24 protein-coding genes are annotated in these 17,022 nt (G+C 67.2%); 3 read left to right on the top strand and 21 right to left on the bottom strand.

The genetic code is table 11. The features are described from left to right. Positions 1-73 precede the first annotated feature (73 nt). The 4 genes from ACREB7_RS03775 to ACREB7_RS03760 are packed head-to-tail and all read right to left on the bottom strand — an operon-like array spanning position 74 to position 1,569. Positions 74-649, bottom strand: coding sequence for a tail tape measure protein (locus tag ACREB7_RS03775; RefSeq protein WP_431590954.1), 576 nt, complete (start codon positions 647-649; stop codon positions 74-76). Beyond that, entirely contained in the window at positions 639-842 is a 204-nt protein-coding gene (locus ACREB7_RS03770) for a phage tail assembly chaperone (protein WP_431590953.1), read from the bottom strand. The genes ACREB7_RS03775 and ACREB7_RS03770 overlap by 11 nt, the downstream gene beginning before the upstream one ends. Beyond that, positions 839-1,135, bottom strand: a complete 297-nt coding sequence (locus tag ACREB7_RS03765) for a gene transfer agent family protein (protein ID WP_431590952.1) — start codon at positions 1,133-1,135, stop codon at positions 839-841. Before ACREB7_RS03765 ends, ACREB7_RS03770 begins: the two co-directional genes overlap by 4 nt. A 26-nt stretch (positions 1,136-1,161) precedes the next feature. Beyond that, positions 1,162-1,569 carry a phage major tail protein, TP901-1 family gene (locus tag ACREB7_RS03760; RefSeq protein WP_431590951.1) on the bottom strand — a complete coding sequence of 136 codons (408 nt, stop codon included), beginning with the start codon at positions 1,567-1,569 and terminating at the stop codon, positions 1,162-1,164. Between the two features lie 50 nt (positions 1,570-1,619). Here ACREB7_RS03760 and ACREB7_RS03755 point away from each other — a divergent pair, with 50 nt between their 5' ends. Beyond that, entirely contained in the window at positions 1,620-1,958 is a 339-nt protein-coding gene (locus tag ACREB7_RS03755) for a hypothetical protein (protein WP_431590950.1), read from the top strand. Positions 1,959-2,201: 243 nt separating this feature from the next. Here ACREB7_RS03755 and gp17 read toward each other — a convergent pair whose 3' ends face one another. The 5 genes from gp17 to ACREB7_RS03730 are packed head-to-tail and all read right to left on the bottom strand — an operon-like array spanning position 2,202 to position 5,056. Beyond that, positions 2,202-2,591, bottom strand: a complete 390-nt coding sequence (gene gp17, locus ACREB7_RS03750; protein ID WP_431590949.1) for a tail completion protein gp17 — start codon at positions 2,589-2,591, stop codon at positions 2,202-2,204. After that, entirely contained in the window at positions 2,588-3,133 is a 546-nt protein-coding gene (locus ACREB7_RS03745) for a head-tail connector protein (protein ID WP_431590948.1), read from the bottom strand. The genes gp17 and ACREB7_RS03745 overlap by 4 nt, the downstream gene beginning before the upstream one ends. Further along, the gene (locus tag ACREB7_RS03740; protein ID WP_431590947.1) at positions 3,133-3,414 is read right to left on the bottom strand and encodes a hypothetical protein; all 282 of its coding nucleotides are present in this window, start codon (positions 3,412-3,414) and stop codon (positions 3,133-3,135) included. Before ACREB7_RS03740 ends, ACREB7_RS03745 begins: the two co-directional genes overlap by 1 nt. Next, positions 3,411-3,599, bottom strand: a complete 189-nt coding sequence (locus tag ACREB7_RS03735; protein WP_431590946.1) for a hypothetical protein — start codon at positions 3,597-3,599, stop codon at positions 3,411-3,413. Before ACREB7_RS03735 ends, ACREB7_RS03740 begins: the two co-directional genes overlap by 4 nt. Then, entirely contained in the window at positions 3,596-5,056 is a 1,461-nt protein-coding gene (locus ACREB7_RS03730) for a tail fiber domain-containing protein (protein ID WP_431590945.1), read from the bottom strand. Before ACREB7_RS03730 ends, ACREB7_RS03735 begins: the two co-directional genes overlap by 4 nt. A gap of 86 nt (positions 5,057-5,142) precedes the next feature. On the opposite strand from ACREB7_RS03730, the gene ACREB7_RS03725 reads away from it, so the two are divergent. After that, positions 5,143-5,763, top strand: a complete 621-nt coding sequence (locus ACREB7_RS03725; protein WP_431590944.1) for a hypothetical protein — start codon at positions 5,143-5,145, stop codon at positions 5,761-5,763. A 62-nt stretch (positions 5,764-5,825) separates the two neighbouring features. Here the strand turns inward: ACREB7_RS03725 and ACREB7_RS03720 are convergent, their stop codons facing one another. The 12 genes from ACREB7_RS03720 to ACREB7_RS03665 form a co-directional block, all read right to left on the bottom strand. Then, on the bottom strand, positions 5,826-6,968 hold the full coding sequence (locus tag ACREB7_RS03720; protein ID WP_431590943.1) for a phage major capsid protein: 1,143 nt from the start codon (positions 6,966-6,968) through the stop codon (positions 5,826-5,828). Between the two features lie 78 nt (positions 6,969-7,046). Beyond that, the gene (locus ACREB7_RS03715; protein ID WP_431590942.1) at positions 7,047-7,571 is read right to left on the bottom strand and encodes a hypothetical protein; all 525 of its coding nucleotides are present in this window, start codon (positions 7,569-7,571) and stop codon (positions 7,047-7,049) included. Continuing rightward, a complete protein-coding gene (locus tag ACREB7_RS03710) occupies positions 7,572-8,042 on the bottom strand; it encodes an HK97 family phage prohead protease (RefSeq protein ID WP_431590941.1) in 471 nt (156 codons plus the stop codon). It lies immediately after the preceding gene. A gap of 14 nt (positions 8,043-8,056) precedes the next feature. Continuing rightward, on the bottom strand, positions 8,057-8,368 hold the full coding sequence (locus ACREB7_RS03705) for a DUF6127 family protein (RefSeq protein ID WP_431590940.1): 312 nt from the start codon (positions 8,366-8,368) through the stop codon (positions 8,057-8,059). 214 nt (positions 8,369-8,582) lie between these two features. Then, positions 8,583-9,689: a phage portal protein gene (locus tag ACREB7_RS03700; protein WP_431590939.1), complete on the bottom strand. Its 1,107-nt coding sequence runs from the start codon at positions 9,687-9,689 to the stop codon at positions 8,583-8,585. A gap of 248 nt (positions 9,690-9,937) precedes the next feature. Next, on the bottom strand, positions 9,938-11,224 hold the full coding sequence (locus ACREB7_RS03695) for a terminase large subunit domain-containing protein (RefSeq protein WP_431590957.1): 1,287 nt from the start codon (positions 11,222-11,224) through the stop codon (positions 9,938-9,940). Positions 11,225-11,280: 56 nt separating this feature from the next. Beyond that, positions 11,281-11,898, bottom strand: a complete 618-nt coding sequence (locus ACREB7_RS03690) for a hypothetical protein (protein ID WP_431590938.1) — start codon at positions 11,896-11,898, stop codon at positions 11,281-11,283. A 309-nt stretch (positions 11,899-12,207) separates the two neighbouring features. Next, positions 12,208-12,870: a hypothetical protein gene (locus ACREB7_RS03685; RefSeq protein WP_431590937.1), complete on the bottom strand. Its 663-nt coding sequence runs from the start codon at positions 12,868-12,870 to the stop codon at positions 12,208-12,210. Between the two features lie 75 nt (positions 12,871-12,945). Beyond that, the gene (locus tag ACREB7_RS03680) at positions 12,946-13,113 is read right to left on the bottom strand and encodes a hypothetical protein (RefSeq protein ID WP_431590936.1); all 168 of its coding nucleotides are present in this window, start codon (positions 13,111-13,113) and stop codon (positions 12,946-12,948) included. Between the two features lie 175 nt (positions 13,114-13,288). Next, positions 13,289-13,834: a hypothetical protein gene (locus ACREB7_RS03675; RefSeq protein ID WP_431590935.1), complete on the bottom strand. Its 546-nt coding sequence runs from the start codon at positions 13,832-13,834 to the stop codon at positions 13,289-13,291. 208 nt (positions 13,835-14,042) lie between these two features. Then, complete coding sequence (locus ACREB7_RS03670) at positions 14,043-15,014, bottom strand: IS1595 family transposase (protein ID WP_431590934.1); 972 nt, start codon at positions 15,012-15,014, stop codon at positions 14,043-14,045. Positions 15,015-15,163: 149 nt separating this feature from the next. Then, positions 15,164-15,301, bottom strand: a complete 138-nt coding sequence (locus tag ACREB7_RS03665) for a hypothetical protein (RefSeq protein ID WP_431590933.1) — start codon at positions 15,299-15,301, stop codon at positions 15,164-15,166. 185 nt (positions 15,302-15,486) lie between these two features. Between ACREB7_RS03665 and ACREB7_RS03660 the strand changes: the two genes are divergently transcribed. Next, positions 15,487-16,971, top strand: a complete 1,485-nt coding sequence (locus tag ACREB7_RS03660; protein ID WP_431590932.1) for a tryptophan halogenase family protein — start codon at positions 15,487-15,489, stop codon at positions 16,969-16,971. The last annotated feature ends 51 nt before the right edge of the window (positions 16,972-17,022 follow it).

The following is a 17,022-nucleotide window of genomic DNA, read 5'->3' as shown; positions in this document are numbered from 1 at the left end:
CGAAGGGCGCCTATCCGAGAAGCGCCCTTCGACAGGCTCAGGGCTACGGTGGAAAATCCAATGCTAGGATCACCTAGTCTTCGGCGACCGCGCGCCGCACCGCGCGCGCCAGTTGCCGCCCGGTCTGCGCCAGCCGCCCCGGCTCGCTCGCCGCATCCCCGCGCACATTGACCGTGATCGCAATGTTCCGCACGGCCCCAGCCGCCTCGATCCGCCCGCTCGCGGTCGGCACGAACATCTCGGGCCCGCGCTCGCCGACGCGGTACGCGCGGCCGGCGCTCACCGGTCCGCCGGTCGCCCGCCCCGGCGCGCCTGCAAAGGCGCCCGCGATCGTCGCCGCCAGCTGCAGCAATCCGCCGCCGCCGCCCCCCGACTGCCCGCCGCCGCCCAGCGCCGCCGCGATCCCGTTCGATATCGCCGCGCGCGCGATGTCGGCCATCACCGCCAGCGCGATCCGCTTCAGATCCTCGAACCCCAGCTTGCCGGTGATGATCGCGCGCGTCAGCGCCGCCTCGATCCGCCGCCCGGCGGCGTCGGCGCCGCTCGCCAGCGGCCCCTCCAGCTCGGCGCGCATCGCCGCCACGTCGCGGCGGAACAGGCTCGTGTCGGCGCGCACCGTCACCAGCAGCTCGTCGATTTCATCCGCCATCGGGAAAAACCTCCATCATCGCAGCCAGCGCCTCGCGGCCCATCTCGTCCGCGCCGTCCTCGCGGGTCCAGCCCGCCAGCACCGCCGCGACATCGGCTGGCGTGGACTGCCAAAATCGATCGGGCGGCCACCCCGCCAGCCGCGCCATCACGCCGACCAGCCGCAGCGCGCCCGGCCCGAATGCGTCGCTCACCGCCCCGACAAGATCTGCCCGAGCAGCACCCGCAGCGCCGGCGTCACCGCCGCCAGCCCCTCTGCCACCACCGCCTCGCCGACCGCCTGGCGCGTCAGCGCCTCGGGCCGGTCGCGCAGGCAATGCCAGAACAGCGCCGTCAGCTCGCCCAGCCCCAGCCGCCCGTCGGCCGCGCGCTCGACCAGCGCGAACAGCGGCCCCAGTTCGTCCTCGGCGGCGACCAATGCTGCAAAGCTCGGGCGCAGCACATATACCGCATCGCCGACCCGCAGTTCGGCCTCGCCGCGCAACATATTCGCCCCGCTTGGGTTGGCCGCGCTCACAGGCTCACCACCGGCCCGCTGCTCTCGAGGTTCAGCGTATATTGGCGCTCGCCATTATAATCGCCGGCATAGTCGAGCCGCGTCACCAGGAAGCGCCCGACCATTTTTTCGCCGCTTTCGAAACGCAGCTCATAATCGTCGATCGCCCCCGACAGCGCATGGCCGCGCAGCCGCACCTCGGCGCCGGATCCGGTGAAAATCCCCGCCGCGCTCACCGACACCGACCGCACCCCGGCGCCCGACAGCAGTTCGCGCCAGCCGCCGCTGTCCTTGGTCGTGACGTTCACCGCCTCGCCGTTCACCGACAGCTGGGTGGTGCGCAAACCCGCGACTGTCGTGTAGGCGGGCGGCGTCTCGCCGTCGCCGATCTTGAGCAAAAAGGCGCTCCCATTTTCGATTGCCATCGTCTATTCTCCTTGCCGCATAAGAACATCCGCAAACGGGGAGTCGCAGGATGCTGATTACATCGATACTTCTGGCCGTCATGGCGCCCGCATCGACCGCCAATGTCGACACCACGCGCGCCGCCTTCACCAAATGCCTGCGCGACGACATGAAGAAGTCGCTCGAGGCCAAGATGGGCGACGCCGAATATGAAATGGCGCTGAAGTCGACCTGCAACGAACAGCGCGACGCCTTCCGCGCCGCGGTCATCGCCTTCGGCCGCGCCGCCGGCGACAGCGAGGCCAACGCCGCCGAAGACGCCGACATGCAGATCGAGGATTATCACGCGAACTTCACCGACAAGTTCAAGGATTACAGCTCGACCAACACCCTGCCCGGCGGCGATTGATCGCTGCAGCATAGCCGCAGCATAAAGTGCAGCAAAAACGGTGATGACACCCTCCCCTTCAGGAGTGCCGGGTCGGTCGGTCCCCCGGACCGACCTGAAACTGCCGGGGGCAGTTTCACCCGGCACTGGCAGCGAGACTTACGAACTTGTTCGTTAGTCGCAGCGGGTGGGGTCCATCGGCCTTGCGCTACCTCGCGAAACCCCACCCCAACCCCTCCCCTGAAGAGGAGGGGCTCTTGTAGATCACCCCACCAAACACCGGCACCGCACGACGATCTCGTGCCGCCACCCGCCGTCCTTCGCAAAGCCGAACCGCGTCCGCACCACCCGCGCGCCGACAATGCGCCACGCGCCCGCCGCGCCGCGCAGCCCGGGCACCAAAGCCTCGATCTGCGCCGCCGCCTTGTCCGCCGCCGCGTCGCCGACCCCGACCAGCGCCAGCGTCACCCGCACCTCGCGCCCCGGCGCATCCTTGGTCCCCCAATCGCTCCCCTCGGCCAGCACGACGCTGACATAGGGCGGACTCGCCCGCGCCGGCACACCGTCGAACACGCCATGCACCAGCCCGGCCAGCACGACATCGTCCGCCAGCATGGCCAGCGCCCGCGCGCGGACCGCCCGCTCGGCGCTCATCGCCGCGCCCCGGCGCCCAGCCCGACGCGGCGCCACGGCTGCCACAGCGCCGCGATGATCGCCGGCACCTCCGGCGCGTCGTCGCGCGCGCCGTGCAGATGCTGGATCATCCGCGCCAGCCCCTGGCGGATCGCCTCGGGCACCGCATTCGCCTCCGCCGCCATTCCGGCGCGATAGGCGATCCGCAGCTGTGTCGCCGCGCCGGGATCGTCGACGCGCAGCCGCGCCGCGCCATCGCGGTCGATCTCGACCCGCCAGGCCTCGGCGTCCAGCCCGGTCTCTTCGTCGCCGGCCAGCCCCGTCACCGCCTCGACCGCCACCACCGGCCTTCTGACCAGCCCGATCCAACCGGCGCCCAGCGGCATCTCTTCGGTCACCGTCCGCACGATCAGCATCTGCCCGGTAAAGGCCTCGCACAGGTCGACCGCGCTGCGGATCAGTCCCGCAACCACCGCATCGTCCTGGCTCCCGCCCAGCCGCAACCACGCCTTCGCCTCCGCGATCCCCACCGGCGCCGCGCCCTTGTCGATTCCGACAATCATCAGCGTTCCTCCACCCGCACGGTCAACGACCGTTCGTCGATCTGCCCGTCGCTCAAAATCACCCGGTTGGTGACGCGATAGACACCCCCCGCTTCGCCGCCGTCCAGCGTCGCCGCGCAGCGCAACAGGTCGTGGCTCGCGCCGGTCACCGCCACGCCGCCCGGCACTTCGGGCTCGACCGCCCAGCTCGCCTCGACGATCAGCTGATCGTCGGGATAGGCGTCGCCCCAATCGAACGCATAATCGACCCGCGCCCCCGGATCCTTGATCACCAGGCTCATCTTGCTCGCTCCTCCCGTCGATCGCGCGGCGACCGGATCAGGCGCTCGCCCGCCTGCGATCCCGCGTCCCGCCCACGCCCGTCGCCGCGCGCCGCATTCGGCGGCGGACCCGGATATTCGCTCGCCAGGTCGCGCAAACCGGCGTCGCCGACCGCCGCCGCGCCCAGCGCCCGCGCGCCGGTCATGCCGCCAACTCCGCCGCCAGCCCGGCCACCAAAAACAGCGCCAGCTGGTCGCCGCGCACCCCGAACCGGTCGTGCGAAGCCCCCGCCGCATCCTCCCAGCGGTCGAAACATAAAAAGGCATAGGGCGTGTGTCCCGGCCGCCCGTCGCCATCGATCGGATCGACCAGCCCCTCGTCGGCCATGATCGCCCACACCGTCTGCGCCCGCACCCCGAAATGCCGCCGCGCCCCATCGGCGCCCTTCGCCGCGATCGCATCATGCCACTGGAAAAACCCGAGTTCGGCCAATATCCGCCGCGCCGCGCGCAGCTCGGCCGCATGGGCCGGCCCTTGCCAGGATTTCTCGCGCGCGTCCGACGTGTTGATCGTCCCCGTCGCGGCATAGACCGTCGACCAGCGGAACCCGCTCATCCCCAGCGTCTGCACATTGTCGGCGCCCGGACGAAAGCGCCCCGCCGTGTCGAGTACCGCCGACTTGTCGAGCAGCGCCGCATTCGACACGCTGAATTTCAAATCGGTCTGCCCGCCATGCGTCGCGGGCATCGTCGCCGCGATCTGCGCGCGCACTCCCGCCCCGCTCACCGACCCGTCGGCGCTGCGGAAATTGAGCGCGGCAAAGGCCGCATTCGCCGTCCAGCCCGCCGTCCCTGCCTGCGTATCGGCGATCTCGACCACCACCGGCGCGCTGCCGTCGGCCGCCGAACTCGCCTTGACCACCAGCCTTTGCCCCGGCGCCTCCTCGCCCACGCCCAGCGGACCCGCGCAGACAAAACCGCCGCCGCTCCGCTGATGCACCAGCGCGCTCGCGGGCACATTCACCCAGCCGCTCGCACGCCGCACGGTAAAGCTGTCGCTCGCCTCCACCGACGTCGCCGCGCCATGCCCGGTCGAGATCGGCTGCTTGCCGGCGATGGCCGTATCATGCGCGGCAATCGCGCTTTGCGCCGCGCCGATCGCCGCCGCATTCCCGCCAATCGCCGTGCCATGCGCCGCGACCGTCGCCGCGACCGCCGTCAGCCCCGCAGCCTGCGAAGCGATGCCGGCCTGCGCCGCCGCAATGGCGGCCGCCTGCGCCGCGATCTCCGCCTCCGCGGCCAGCAGCCCGGCCGCCTGTTCGGCCAGCTCGGCGTCCGCCGCTTCCTGTCCCGCATACCATGCGGCCCCCACCGTCAGCGCGACCGTCTTGACCCCCGCCGAAAAACCGACGTGCGTCCCGCCGTTCGAAGACGCCGCGACGACATCGCGCGACAGGCGCCCCTCGCCATCGATCGAGCCGGTGCCGACCTCCCACTCGCCCGCATGCCGCACCCCGGCGATGCTGTAATGGAAATTCGCGCCCTCGGGCACGACATCGGCAAACCGCCGATGCCCCGCCACCGCACCGCCCAGCACGAGCGCACCGCTACCCGTCCCGGCGCTCGTCTCGCGCACCAGGTCGGCAAAGAATATCGTCGGCATGAAAACTCTCCTTATGCGCGTCGCGAATCCCGCCGACCACCGACCGGCTTGACAAAGGCGCGCCACCACCGGAGGCATGCATCATCATGAAATCACGCCTCCGACTACTGCTTGCCCCGCTCGCCCTGCTGTCGTCGCCCGCCTTGGCGCAGATCGACGTCGATGCGCTGCCACCGCCCGATCCGGTCGACGCCGAAATCCGCAACATCGTCGCGCACGGGCCGCAAGGGATCGATATCGCGCCCGATCGGCGCGCCAATCTTTCGGGCTGCGAGGGCACCACGGCGCTGGGCGTGCTACAAGCGATCCAAAGCTGCTGGCCCGTGCTCGAAACCTACCGTGCCAACGCGCCGCTGGTCGCCGCGATGGACGCCTGGATGCAGCTACCGCCCGCCGGCCAGACGGTCGCAGGCCCCGAAAGCCGGACTGCAGTCGCGGCTGCCGAACATGTGATCGCGCAGGCGTCGCCGCGCCTCTACCCGGCGCAGGACGTGCCGCTGATGATCGCCCATATGGCGCTCGCCATGATCGACGGGGCACAGGGCAATCTCGAAAGCAAGATTGCGCATTTCACCACCGCCCGCCAGATTCATGCAAGCAGCCGGATCACCGACGACAAATTCACCGGCGGCGGCGATGATATCGACCGGCAGATAGCCGAAGCGAGAGCCGAACAGGCCAGACGCGAAGCATCCGGCAAAAAATAAGCGCCCGGCCCCTACCGAAAGGGAAAGGACCGGGGCCGGGCGCCCCATCGCACGCTAGCCGATCAGCTGGCGGCGAATTTCATCAGCTTGATCGCTTCCGAATTGATGATCGCACCGCCCACCCGCTTGGTGGCGTAGAAATGCACGAACGGCTTGTTGCTGAACGGGTCGCGCAAAATGCGCGTCTCGCCGCGATCGGCGATCAGGTAACCGGCGCGGAAATTGCCGAAGGCGATCGACAGGCTGTTCGCCGCCACCGCCGGCATATCCTCGGCCTCGACCACCGGATAGCCGAGCAGGGTCGCCGCCTGCCCCTCGACCAGCCCCGGCTGCCACAGGAAAGCGCCGTCCGCAGTCTTGAACTTGCGGATCCGCGCCAGCGTGTCGCTGTTCATCACCCACGCCGCGCCCTGCCGGTACGGTGCGCGCAGCGAATGGACCAGCTCGACGAGCTTGTCCTGCGGGTTCGACGCCGCGAAAGCCCCCGCCGCGCCCGACGCCAGATATTGCAGCGTCCCGAACGCGCGCGCGCCATCGACCTCGTTCGTCGTCGCATAGTCGAGGAAGCCCTTGGGCCGGTTCGTGCCGTTGCCGCTCACGAACGCCGCGCCTTCGGCGACCACGAACTCGCGCGCGATCTCGTCGGCCAGCCAGCTTTCGACATCGAACATCGCATCGTCGAGCATCGCCTGGCTCGCCGCCGGATTGGCGTAGAGCTCGCCCGACGGCGGCGCGATTTCGGCAAAGCTGCGCGTCCCCGTCTCGGGCCGCGCCGCCGTCTCGCCGACCCAGCCCGCGCCCGTCGCGCCGGTCGCGACCAGCTTGCGATAACCGCTCGTCCCCGTCTGCACGACCGTCGCGATCGACCGGATCGGCGACAGCGACTTCAGCGTCGCCGCGATCGTCCCGTCGATCTCGCGCGGCACCGCATAACCGCCCTCGGCGCCCGACGCCCCCGACAGGCTCTTCATCTCGACGCCCGCATCGATGCCGCGCCGCAAATAGCGCTCGACAAAGGCATCGCGCGCCGGGTCGGCCGCCTTCGCCCCGTCGAGCGGCAACCGCACGCTCGCCACCGCCTGCGCATCGACCTGCGCCTTCAGCGCCGCGACCGACGCCCGCAAATCATCGACCGCCTCCGCCGCCAGCACCGCATCGAACGCGCCCTCGAGCGCATCGGCCTTCACGTCCATCTCCAACTCCATGCCCGTCACTCCTCGCTTGAACAAAAAAGGGCCGCCCAAACGGACGGCCCATCGGCACTCTTCGATCTTCCCCGGTCGTCAGGGCGTGTTTTTCCATTCCAGATTGGAAAAGACGAAATCGCCCGTCGAACATCCGATGGTCAACTTGGCGTTGGCGCCCACCGCGGCCGGCAGCTTCGCCTTTTGCCCGCCCGCCATCACCAGCACCTCGGACGCGCTCACGACCTGGATCGTGAAGTCGAAGGGTTTGCCGATCATCGCCAGTTGCGGGTCGCCCTTCCGCTCGGCGCCCGCCGCCATGCCCGACAGCGTGATGATGCCGTCTTTCGATTTGGGGTCGCCCGAATAGCGCACCTGCGCCCCATTCTGGTCGTCCGCGGAATCGACCCGGACATAGACGGTCGGACCCCATCGCGGATCCTTGCGAAACTCATTCGGCGTGATCGTGCCGCTCACCACGAAACCCGCGCTCGGGACCTCGACCTCGATCGCCGACAATCGCCCGGCGGCCGTATCGCAGCCATAGGTCATCGGCGCCGCCTGCGCCGCAGGCGCAGTCGACGCCGCCAGAATCGCCACCGAAATCGCAAACAACGAACGCATCTAAGTCACTCCCCCAAAAAGATTTCCGGGCGTGTCTTCGCATGATCTGGTGGCCTGATCCACCGCAATCACCCGCGCCAGCGCCTGCATCGGCGCCGCCACCAAACTCACTTCGGCGAGGTCGAGCCCCAGCAGCTCGCGCGGATTGCTCCCCCGCGCCGCCGTCACCCGATAACCAAAGGACAAGCCCGTCAGCGCCCCGCGCGCGACCAGCGCCGCCGCCGTCGGATGCGTCACCCGCGCCACCACCCGCAGCCCGCGCCTGTCCTCGGCCAGCCTCTCGATCGTCCCGATCACTGCGCCGGGCCGATGCTGCCACAGCAACGGCACCGCGCCACCGCGCGCCAGGCTCGCCGCAAAGGCCCCCGCCCGCACGACATCGCCCCCGCGATCCACGCGATCGAACACCGACGCATAACCGGCCAACCTTATGTCCCCCTCCCGCTCGCGGGAGGGGTTGGGGGAGGGCATGTCAGCAACCGCCCTCACCGCAGCAACCCCGGCAGACCCAGCTTCACCGCCAATCCAACCACGAGCAGCGCCAGCACCCCGCGCACCGCCCAGTCGACCGCCGCCTTCCACGCGCTCGTCTTCGCATCGCGCCACGCGCCGAGCAGCTGGCGCAAATCGCTCATGTCGCCGCGCGCCGCCTCGTCCGAGAGCCCGAGCCGCGCCAGCGCCCGCCGCGCCCCCAGCTCGCTCGCCTCCTCGATCAGCGCGCGCAGCACTGCGGCATCCGCAGACGCACCCGTCCCCGCCAGCGCAACCAGCCGCGCCAGCGCCTCTTCCTCATCCATCGCGATTTCCTCGAAAAATTTCAAAAAAGGGCACGAAGGCACAAAGACGTCTCAACCCCCGTTCGTCCTGAGCTTGTCGAAGGACCGTTCTTTCTTTCAGCGGTGCGGACAAAGGACGGCCCTTCGACAAGCTCAGGGCGAACGGAAAAGGCGAAGGTCTTTGTGCCTTCGTGCCTTTGTGTGAGATAAAGAATGGCCTGCGGCGCCGGCTGATCTACCCCACCCCCAGCAGCGCCTTCTTCTCCTCCGCCGTCAGCCAGTCCGCCGCCGACACCTCGTGCCACAGCATCATCCGCTCCTCGGTCAGCGCCGGCACCTTGTTCAGATCGACGCGCAGCGCCGCATCGGGAAACCAGCCGCGCAGCCCCTGCGCTATGCCGCCCAATATCTTCCCCGCCAGCGGCAACACCGTCAGCCGCCACAACGCCCGGTTCGCCTCCTTGTAATTGGCATAGGTCGCGTCCCCGGGCAGCCCGAGCAGCATCGGCGGCACACCAAAGGCCATCGCGATCTCGCGCGCCGCGCTATGCTTCAATTCCAGGAAATCCATATCGGCGGGCGACAGCGACAGCGCCTGCCAGCGCAATCCGCCTTCCAGCAGCAACGGCCGCCCCGCATTCGCCCCGCCCGCAAAGCCCTCGGCCAGTTCCTCGCGCAGCCGATCGACCTGCTCCGCCGACAGCGGCACGCCCTTCTCCCCCGGATCATGGACCAGCGCCCCCGACGGCCGCGCCGCATTTTCCAGCAAGCTCCGGTTCCACGCCGTCGCCGCATTATGCGCCGCGATCCCCGCCGCCGCCGCGCCCAGGCATCCCGCGCCATAATGATCGTCGAGCGGATGCGGCGCCTTCAGATGCACGACCGCCGTGCGCCCCGCACCATCCTCCGCCGCCAGCACCGCCGCGCTGCCCCCGGCCTTGTAGCGATAGGCGACCGGCCAGCCGCGCGCATCGGCCTCGACCGTCACCCGCTCGGGTCTGAGGGCAAACAGCTCCGCCGGCGCCCCCGCCCCGTCGGCGAGGATCTGCACATAAGCATTGCCGTGCAGCAGCAACTGCGCCGCCAGCGTCTCGAGCAACCCCTGCCCGCCCGACGTCCCCGCCACCAGCGCGGCCAGCGCCGGATCGCTCGCCTCCAGCGGCGCCCCGCCGACCGCTTCGGCGACCAGCTGCACACTGCGCCGCACGATCGGATTCGCCAGATACCCCTCGCGCACCTGCGCCTCGAACGACAGCGGCGCGGGCGCCGACCACGTCCCATAAACCCGCGACAAAGCGGGCCGCGTCGCCGTCGACGCGGCCTTGCGGCCAAACCAGTTCATAAGATTCTCCCACAAGATCCTCCCCGGCACGGGGAGGGGGACCATGCGAAGCATGGTGGAGGGGCACAGGCGGTTTGCACCGCCACCCGAAAATGCGCGCAGAGGCGCCGAGGCCGCAGAGAAACGGGTTCACGCGGAGACGCGGAGACGCGGAGAAAAACAAGGCGGCAAAGCCGCCAATTCCCTTTCTGCGCCCTCTGCGCGAAAAATCTCTTTCTCTTCTTTTCTTCTCCACGTCTCCGCGTGAACTAGACCACCCGCACCCCCGGCCCCGCCGCGCCCACCCCGCGCAGCAACTCCGCCAGCGCCCATACACACGCATCCGCCCGATCGGGCGACCGCCCCGGCCCCGCATAGCCGCCGCCGACCTGGAACCCGCAAAGCTGGTCCTCCAGCGCGCCGAACACCCCCGCATGAACCACCTGCCCGCGTTCATAGGCGAGCGCCACCGGCTCGGCGCGCCGCGCCTTGCCGACGCTCGCGTGCACCGCCACCACCGGCAGCGTGCAATCGGCCTGGCGCAGCGTGCCCGTCACCATCTCGCCGCCCATATTGCTTTCGGCCACCACCCGGTCGGCGCCCCAGCGCGCCGCCGCCGCCGCGACCGCCTGCGCCCATGCCGCAGGCGACGCCTTTTCGACGCTTGCATCCTCCAGCACCGCCAGCCGGCCATCGCGCAGCAGCGCCGCGACGACGATCCCGCACGCATCGCCCTCCGACGTCGCCGGCGGATCGACCCCGATCACCACCCGCACCGGCTTGCCGACCGCATCCGCCTCGACCCGGCACGCCTCGACCAGCGCATGGCTCCACAGCGCGCCCTCGACATCGTCGAGCATCTCGCCGTCCAGCTCCTGCCGCCCCAGCCGCGTCCCGCCATAACTCGCCAGCATCGCCTCGACGAAGCTTTCGGGCAGATGCGGATTCTCGCCCGTCCGCCCGAAAGTCTCCTCCAGACCCGGCGCCGCCTTCACCCGCCGCATCACCGCATTGGTCTGCGGCGTCGTCGTCACCAGCACGCGCGGCCGTTCGCCCAGCCGCATGCCCAGCATCAGATTGTCCCACGCGACCACCCCGCGCCGCCATTTCGCCAGCTCGTCGCACCAGGCCGCATGATGCTCGGGCCCGCGAAGCTCCTCGCCCGCCTCGGCCGAATAGAGCGTCGCCACCGCGCCGCTGCCGAACAGCAGCTCGTGCCGCCCCCCGACCCAGCGCACATCCTCATGGTCGCGGGCGACCGCGATCAGCCCGCTCGGCCCGTCGATCATCACGCGCTGCCCGTCGGCGATCGTGGCCGCGACCAGCGCGATCCGCGCCCCCGGCCTGTCGCGCGCGATCTGGCTCACCCATTCGGCGCCCGCGCGCGTCTTGCCAAAGCCGCGCCCCGCCTGGATCAGCCAGATGCGCCAGTCCCCCGGCGGGGTGCGTTGCCCCTTATTCTCCGCACCGTACCAGCGCGCGATCAGTTCGGCCTTCTGCCCCTTGCTCAGCGCGCGCATCAGGCGGCGCCATTCGCTCGGCGTCATTTCCCCCATGTCGGCAAAAATGCCGTCCGACCGCGCCTGCCGCGCCGCCGGCGTCGATTCCAGCGTCACGCGCCACCGTTCGATGCGCCATCGAGGGCATCGCCGTCGCGCGGCGCGGGTTTGGCGACCAGCTCGCCGCCGTCGACGGTCACGCCGCGCAGCGCCCGCTGGCGCTTGATCATCGCGATCTTCTTCAGCAGCACCGCGTCGGTTTCTTCCTGTGTCGCGACGCGCGGCAGCCGCCGCTGGTGCGCGCTTCCCTGCTGCACGCTGCGCCGATGCTGGTTCATCACCACGATCGCCTGCTCGACCGTCATCTTCTCGAGCGGCTCCTCGCGCTCGTCGAGTTGCAGTTCGCCCAGCACCTCCAGCGCCCGCCGCGCCAGCGCCATTTCCAGCCGCGCATAGCCCAGTTCCAGCGCCTGCTGCCATTGGCTCGCGAATTCGGGATCGCGATAGCGCAGGGCATAGGCGCCGCGCATGCTGATCCCCGAAGCCTTCTGCGCGCGCCGGACGTTACAGCTATGCGCCAGTTCGGTCAGGAAAGCCGTGCGCCGCGCCTTGGTCCAGCGAAGCGGCTTCGCCTTCCGCCGCTGCGCCGGCCCCGCGCTATAGGGGGTAATCTCCTCGCCCTCATCGTCACCCGCATCCCGCTCGAACTCGCCCCGCTCCACCTCGCCCATATCGCCCGCCTCCAAAGCAAAAGGGCCGGAAAGCCCTTCCCATCGGAAGAGGCCCCGGCCCGACTCGCAATTCTGCATGATGAGACTTATGTGGCGTTTATGTAGTTTACAAACCCAGCTACCAGCCGATGACATAGCGAACGGCGGAAACCAGCCCCGCAACGAATGATCCGGCAACAAAGGCGGTAAGCAGCCAGTACTCCACGGCCTTACCGCGCTCTCTCCAATCTGGTTCGCGACTCATACGGTGACGGTGAACGCGCGATGTTTTTTAGGAAAGGGGGCGGGCGTCCTATTTTATACCCAGACTCATGGCTTCTGGCGCATCAGTTCCGGCACACGGCAATGTGGGCGTAGCCACCCGCTTTTAGATGGACAAATCCACTCCAGTGTTTCCGTGACGACCTTGTAATCGTTTGAATGGTTGCGCTTTAGCAGCGGTTCATGATGCGAAATTCTATTCCGCAGAAACGCAATATGGCTGATCGAAGCCGCCAGCGATTTGCGTGACCGCGCCTCCGGTAAGTTCGGAAACACCACTCGCAAGTGTTTGCTCCATATTTCTACGTTGTACCGCTGCAACATCCCAACCCAGAAGCCAAACGACAACCCAGCGACAATTTGGCCGTTAATCTCAGGCAAATTACGGTTTCGCAGGCGCCGCCGCACAAGGTCCAAATCTCCCTGTCGGTCGTGGTCGATTAGATCTAGGAACCGTTGGTTCGTCCACCAATCGACGCCGAACTCCGCTACCAATGCTCGGTTTACCGCATTGCGCAAGGCGACCTCCACGCCCTGAATGACGACGTGGAATGCCTCTCCCATCTTCGCGTTCCAGAGATACAGGCGCGCGGCCCGCTGTCGGTCCTGCCCGCTTGCAACGAGATACGTCGCCATGCGTTCGTGAGAGACGGTGTTATAAATCGCATCAATGCCCTCCCCATTAAGGGGGTCTTGATGTTTAAGCGTCATACGCCTACAACCGACTGGTGAACCGAAGTTGTCACTGACTCAAACGGCTTCGGACTGATAGAGCCCCCGGACAGCTTAACGGCCCTCCGGGGGTTTCGCTTTTGGGGCGCCCCCTTCCTTGACCGGCCTATGCTTCACCAGCTTCCCTAGGCGCTCGTCAAAGCGTTTGGGGTCGTCGTCGGTGCCAAGATCGCGTGCGGCTTCCTTGAACTTGTCGAGTTGGCTCTTATCGTCGTCGGCCATAAGCGGTTCCTTAACGTCGTTGCGATACGCCTCCGTCACCGCTATATAGCGGCAAGAGAGACGGTGGACCTAGAGGGACTTGCACCCTCGGGGCGACAGGTGGGTAGCCGACACCCCGCACTATGCTAGGCCCATGCTCTGAGCGCCCCGTCAGTGATGACGGGGCGTTCGCACATCAGAAGGGTACGTCGTCATCCAGATCGTCGTCAAACGGCGGTCCAGACGGCTTCGGTGCCGTTCCGATGAGTTTGGAAAAATCGTCATCATCCTCCGCTGGCTTGGTCGCGGTATAAATACCTTTCCGACCTGGCACCGAATAGATGATCTCTTTTTGCGCCATGCGCCAAAGCTTGTTCTGGAGGAACTTACGCGACTGGACGACTTGAAAGCGCCGGAACAGTTCGATGAGAACCGCATCCAGATCGACCTCATCGCCGCCAGATTTGATGATGGTGAAAATTTGCTGCTCAAGATCATCGACCTTGATGCCGGTTAGTTCCTTGATCAACTCGGCTGGTAGATCGCTCAGGTCGCCATAGGACGCGGGGATCGGCTTGGTGATACGGCGAAGATGCTCAAGCTCGTCGATGACCGCGCGAAAGCCCTCAAGACGGATTCCAAATCCCGCAGCGGTCTTATCTTCGCCTTTAGCTTCGGCCTCAGACTTCCATTTTTCCATCAAGCGCGCATAGCCCTTGACGGAATCGAGATGATCCGGCATAATAAAATCCTATCTGACGGGCCGACGATGACGTCCGCAAAAACTACATCAACGGCCAAAATCGGCTCGATTCCCCTAAGGGGGTATCGGGCCGATAGTCGTTATGAGCCGATTCGGGGGTGGCGTCAACCCCGCGCATCTTTAACTTTGCGCTCTACTCTGTTTTTGCTTTGGCGCCCCGCTAACTCTACCCGCTACTTTGCAGCAATCACGCTTCGCTGATGTGAGGGCGCCCGTAGGTGAGGCGCTTGCCGACGATGCCGCGCACGGCGTGGGCTGCCCGCGCCCGGTCATCAATGCCGTTGGCCTGACGGGTGTTATAGCGGAACTCGAACTCAGCCAGATAGCGGTGCAGATGCTGCTCGCCACAGTGCTGATAAACGCCCTTCATGCCGCGCTTGAAGATCGAGAAGGCGCCTTCCACGGTGTTGGTATGGATGGTGCGGTCCTTGTAATCGACGTACTGGCGGGCGCCGTGCAGGGTCGTGCCATGCTCGGCAAACTCGCGACCGATCTTCTTGTACATCTTCGCTTCGTCCGTCATCAAACGGGCTTCGCGGGCGATGTTATTCAGGACGATGGGGTGGACCTCATCGGCGCGGAACTTGTCGAACGTGAACGAACGCATGGTGCCGCTGTCGCGGTCAACGAGCGCCAGCACGCCGAACTTGTGAGCCGTGCCCGCCTTCGCGCCGCGCTTGTCGGCCTTGACGCCGAAATAGGTCTCATCGACCTCCACGGCGCCGCCGCCCGAACCGAACGGAGTAGCCAGATCGCCCGAGCGCATCGCTTCGCGGATACGGTGGGCGAGGAACCAAGCGGTCTTGTACTGGACCTCAAGGATACGACCGAGCTGGTGGGCCGAAATGCCCTTCTTGCTCGACGCGATCAGGTGGACGGCCTGTAGCATCTTGTGGAGCGGCATGCGGGCATGCTCGAACACGGTGCCAACCTTGACGGTGAACTGCTTGCGGCACTCGCCACACTTCTTGAGGCCGTAGCGCACCGCGCCCTCGGGGCTTTTCAGGGTCGGCTTGCCGCGAACGCCCGACAGGTCATAGACGCGGCCATCAACGACACCACAGTGCGGGCACACAACTCCGTCCGCCCAGACAATGCTCTCAAGATGCTCGAAAGCCTTGGCTTCGTCGTGGAAGTAAGGGGAAGAAAGAACCGACATGGTGAAACGCTCCGTTGATGAGCATTCTCTACCGCAGTCGTGTGGGTTTGTAAACTACATAAACGCCACTTATGTGCCAGATCAGCGTGACGATGTCAAGAAAAATAACCTATATGGTTATTCGCTCAACTGGATCCGCTTTCTGCGCCTCAGGACACCGAATACCAGATATCATCCTGGTCATTCGGAACAGCACCGCCCCGGGTGCGCTGGGCGGGCGATACCGCGCGCAGCTCGGGCTTCTGCCACGGCTTGCGCGATGCGGTCGGTTTGGAATTGGTCGTCATGCTGGTCCCCCATGTATAGGCAAACCATCGTTGCGCGGAAAAGGGCCGTGGGTCAAGCCGCTCATATCCGTCGCGATAATGTCCCGGACAATTCGCTGGCCCAAGCGCGAAAGCGCATTATGTTCGCCATTTTTCGGGGATGGGAGGGGCCGTTGTCGGGTCGCGGAGACGCTTTGATACGAAATGTGGCGATCATCGGGGGCGGCACTGCGGGCTGGATGACCGCCACCGCGCTCGCCGCGCATCTGTCGGCCGAAAACTGCACGATCCGGCTGGTGGAATCAGAGGCGATCGGCACCGTCGGCGTCGGCGAAGCGACCGTCCCGCCGATCCATCGGTTTCACAAGGGCGTCGGGATCGCCGAGGAGGACTTTCTCCGCGCGACCAAGGCGACGATCAAGCTGGGCATCCATTTCATCGACTGGCTCCGCCCCGGCGCCGATTATGTCCATCCCTTCGGCGGCTTCAATATCGACGGCGGCGACTATGCGCCGCGCGGATTTCATCACCTGCTCCACGCCGACGAAGCCTTCGACGCCTATAATGTCCAGATCATGGCGGGCCGCGCCGGCAAATTCGCGCCAAAGGCGGGCGGGCGGGACAAGGCGCTCGCTTATGCCTATCATTTCGACGCCGGCCTCTATGCCGCTTTCCTGCGCCGGATCGCCGAGGAGCGCGGCGTGTCGCGGGTCGAGGGTCAGGTCGTCGATGTCGAGCGCCATCCCGATACCGGCTTCATCGCCGCCGTCATCCTCGCCGACGGGTCGCGGATCGCCGCCGACCTGTTCATCGACTGCTCGGGGTTCGGCGGCCTGCTGATCGAACGCACGCTCGGGGCGGGCTATGACGACTGGAGCCGCTGGCTTCCCGCCGATCGCGCCGTCGCGGTGCCGTCGGCGCGGCACGAGACGCCCAGCCTGTTCACGCGCTCGACCGCCCGCGAGTCCGGATGGCAATGGCGCATCCCGCTGCAGCATCGCACCGGCAACGGCTATGTCTTCTCCAGCGCCTTCCTCAGCGAACAGGCCGCCGCCGACGCGCTGCTCGCGCGGCTCGACGCGCCGGCGCTCGCCGAACCGCGCACGCTGCGCTTCGTCACCGGCCGGCGGCGGCGGAGCTGGATCGGCAATTGCGTCGCGATCGGGCTGGCGGGCGGCTTTCTGGAGCCGCTGGAATCGACCGGCATCTTTCTGATTCAGGCGTCGATCCAGCATCTGCTCGGGCTGTTTCCCGGCCGCGACTGCGACCCCCGGCTGGCGGACCGCTTCAACGGCGAGGTCGCGGGCGTGTACGAGGATTGCCGCGACTTCATCGTCGCCCATTATACCTGCACCGAGCGCGAGGACAGCGAATTCTGGCGCTATTGCAAGGCGATGCCGCTCCCTGACAGCCTCGCCGACCGGCTCGACCTGTTTCGCACGCGCGGCGAGACCCTGCCGCCGCGCGGCAGTTTTTTTGGCGATCTCAGCTGGTATGCGGTGCTGACCGGACAGGGCCTGACCCCCGGCGGAAACCACCCCGTCGCCAGCACCCTGCCCGACGCCGATCGCCACAAGATGCTGCAACGCGCCCGCGCACAGGTCGCGCTGCAAGTCGCCGCCATGCCCGACTACGCCCATTTCCTCGCGCCGTTCGAGGCGACGAAAGACCACAGCCTCGCGCCCGCCTGACGCACAAGACCCCGCCCCGCCATTGCCACCCCGCCCCCGCCCCGTTAGTGG

The sequence above is a fragment of the Sphingopyxis sp. genome (assembly GCF_050725615.1).
Classification (GTDB): Bacteria; Pseudomonadota; Alphaproteobacteria; order Sphingomonadales; family Sphingomonadaceae; genus Sphingopyxis.
This window is presented reverse-complemented; position numbering and strand designations above follow the sequence as displayed.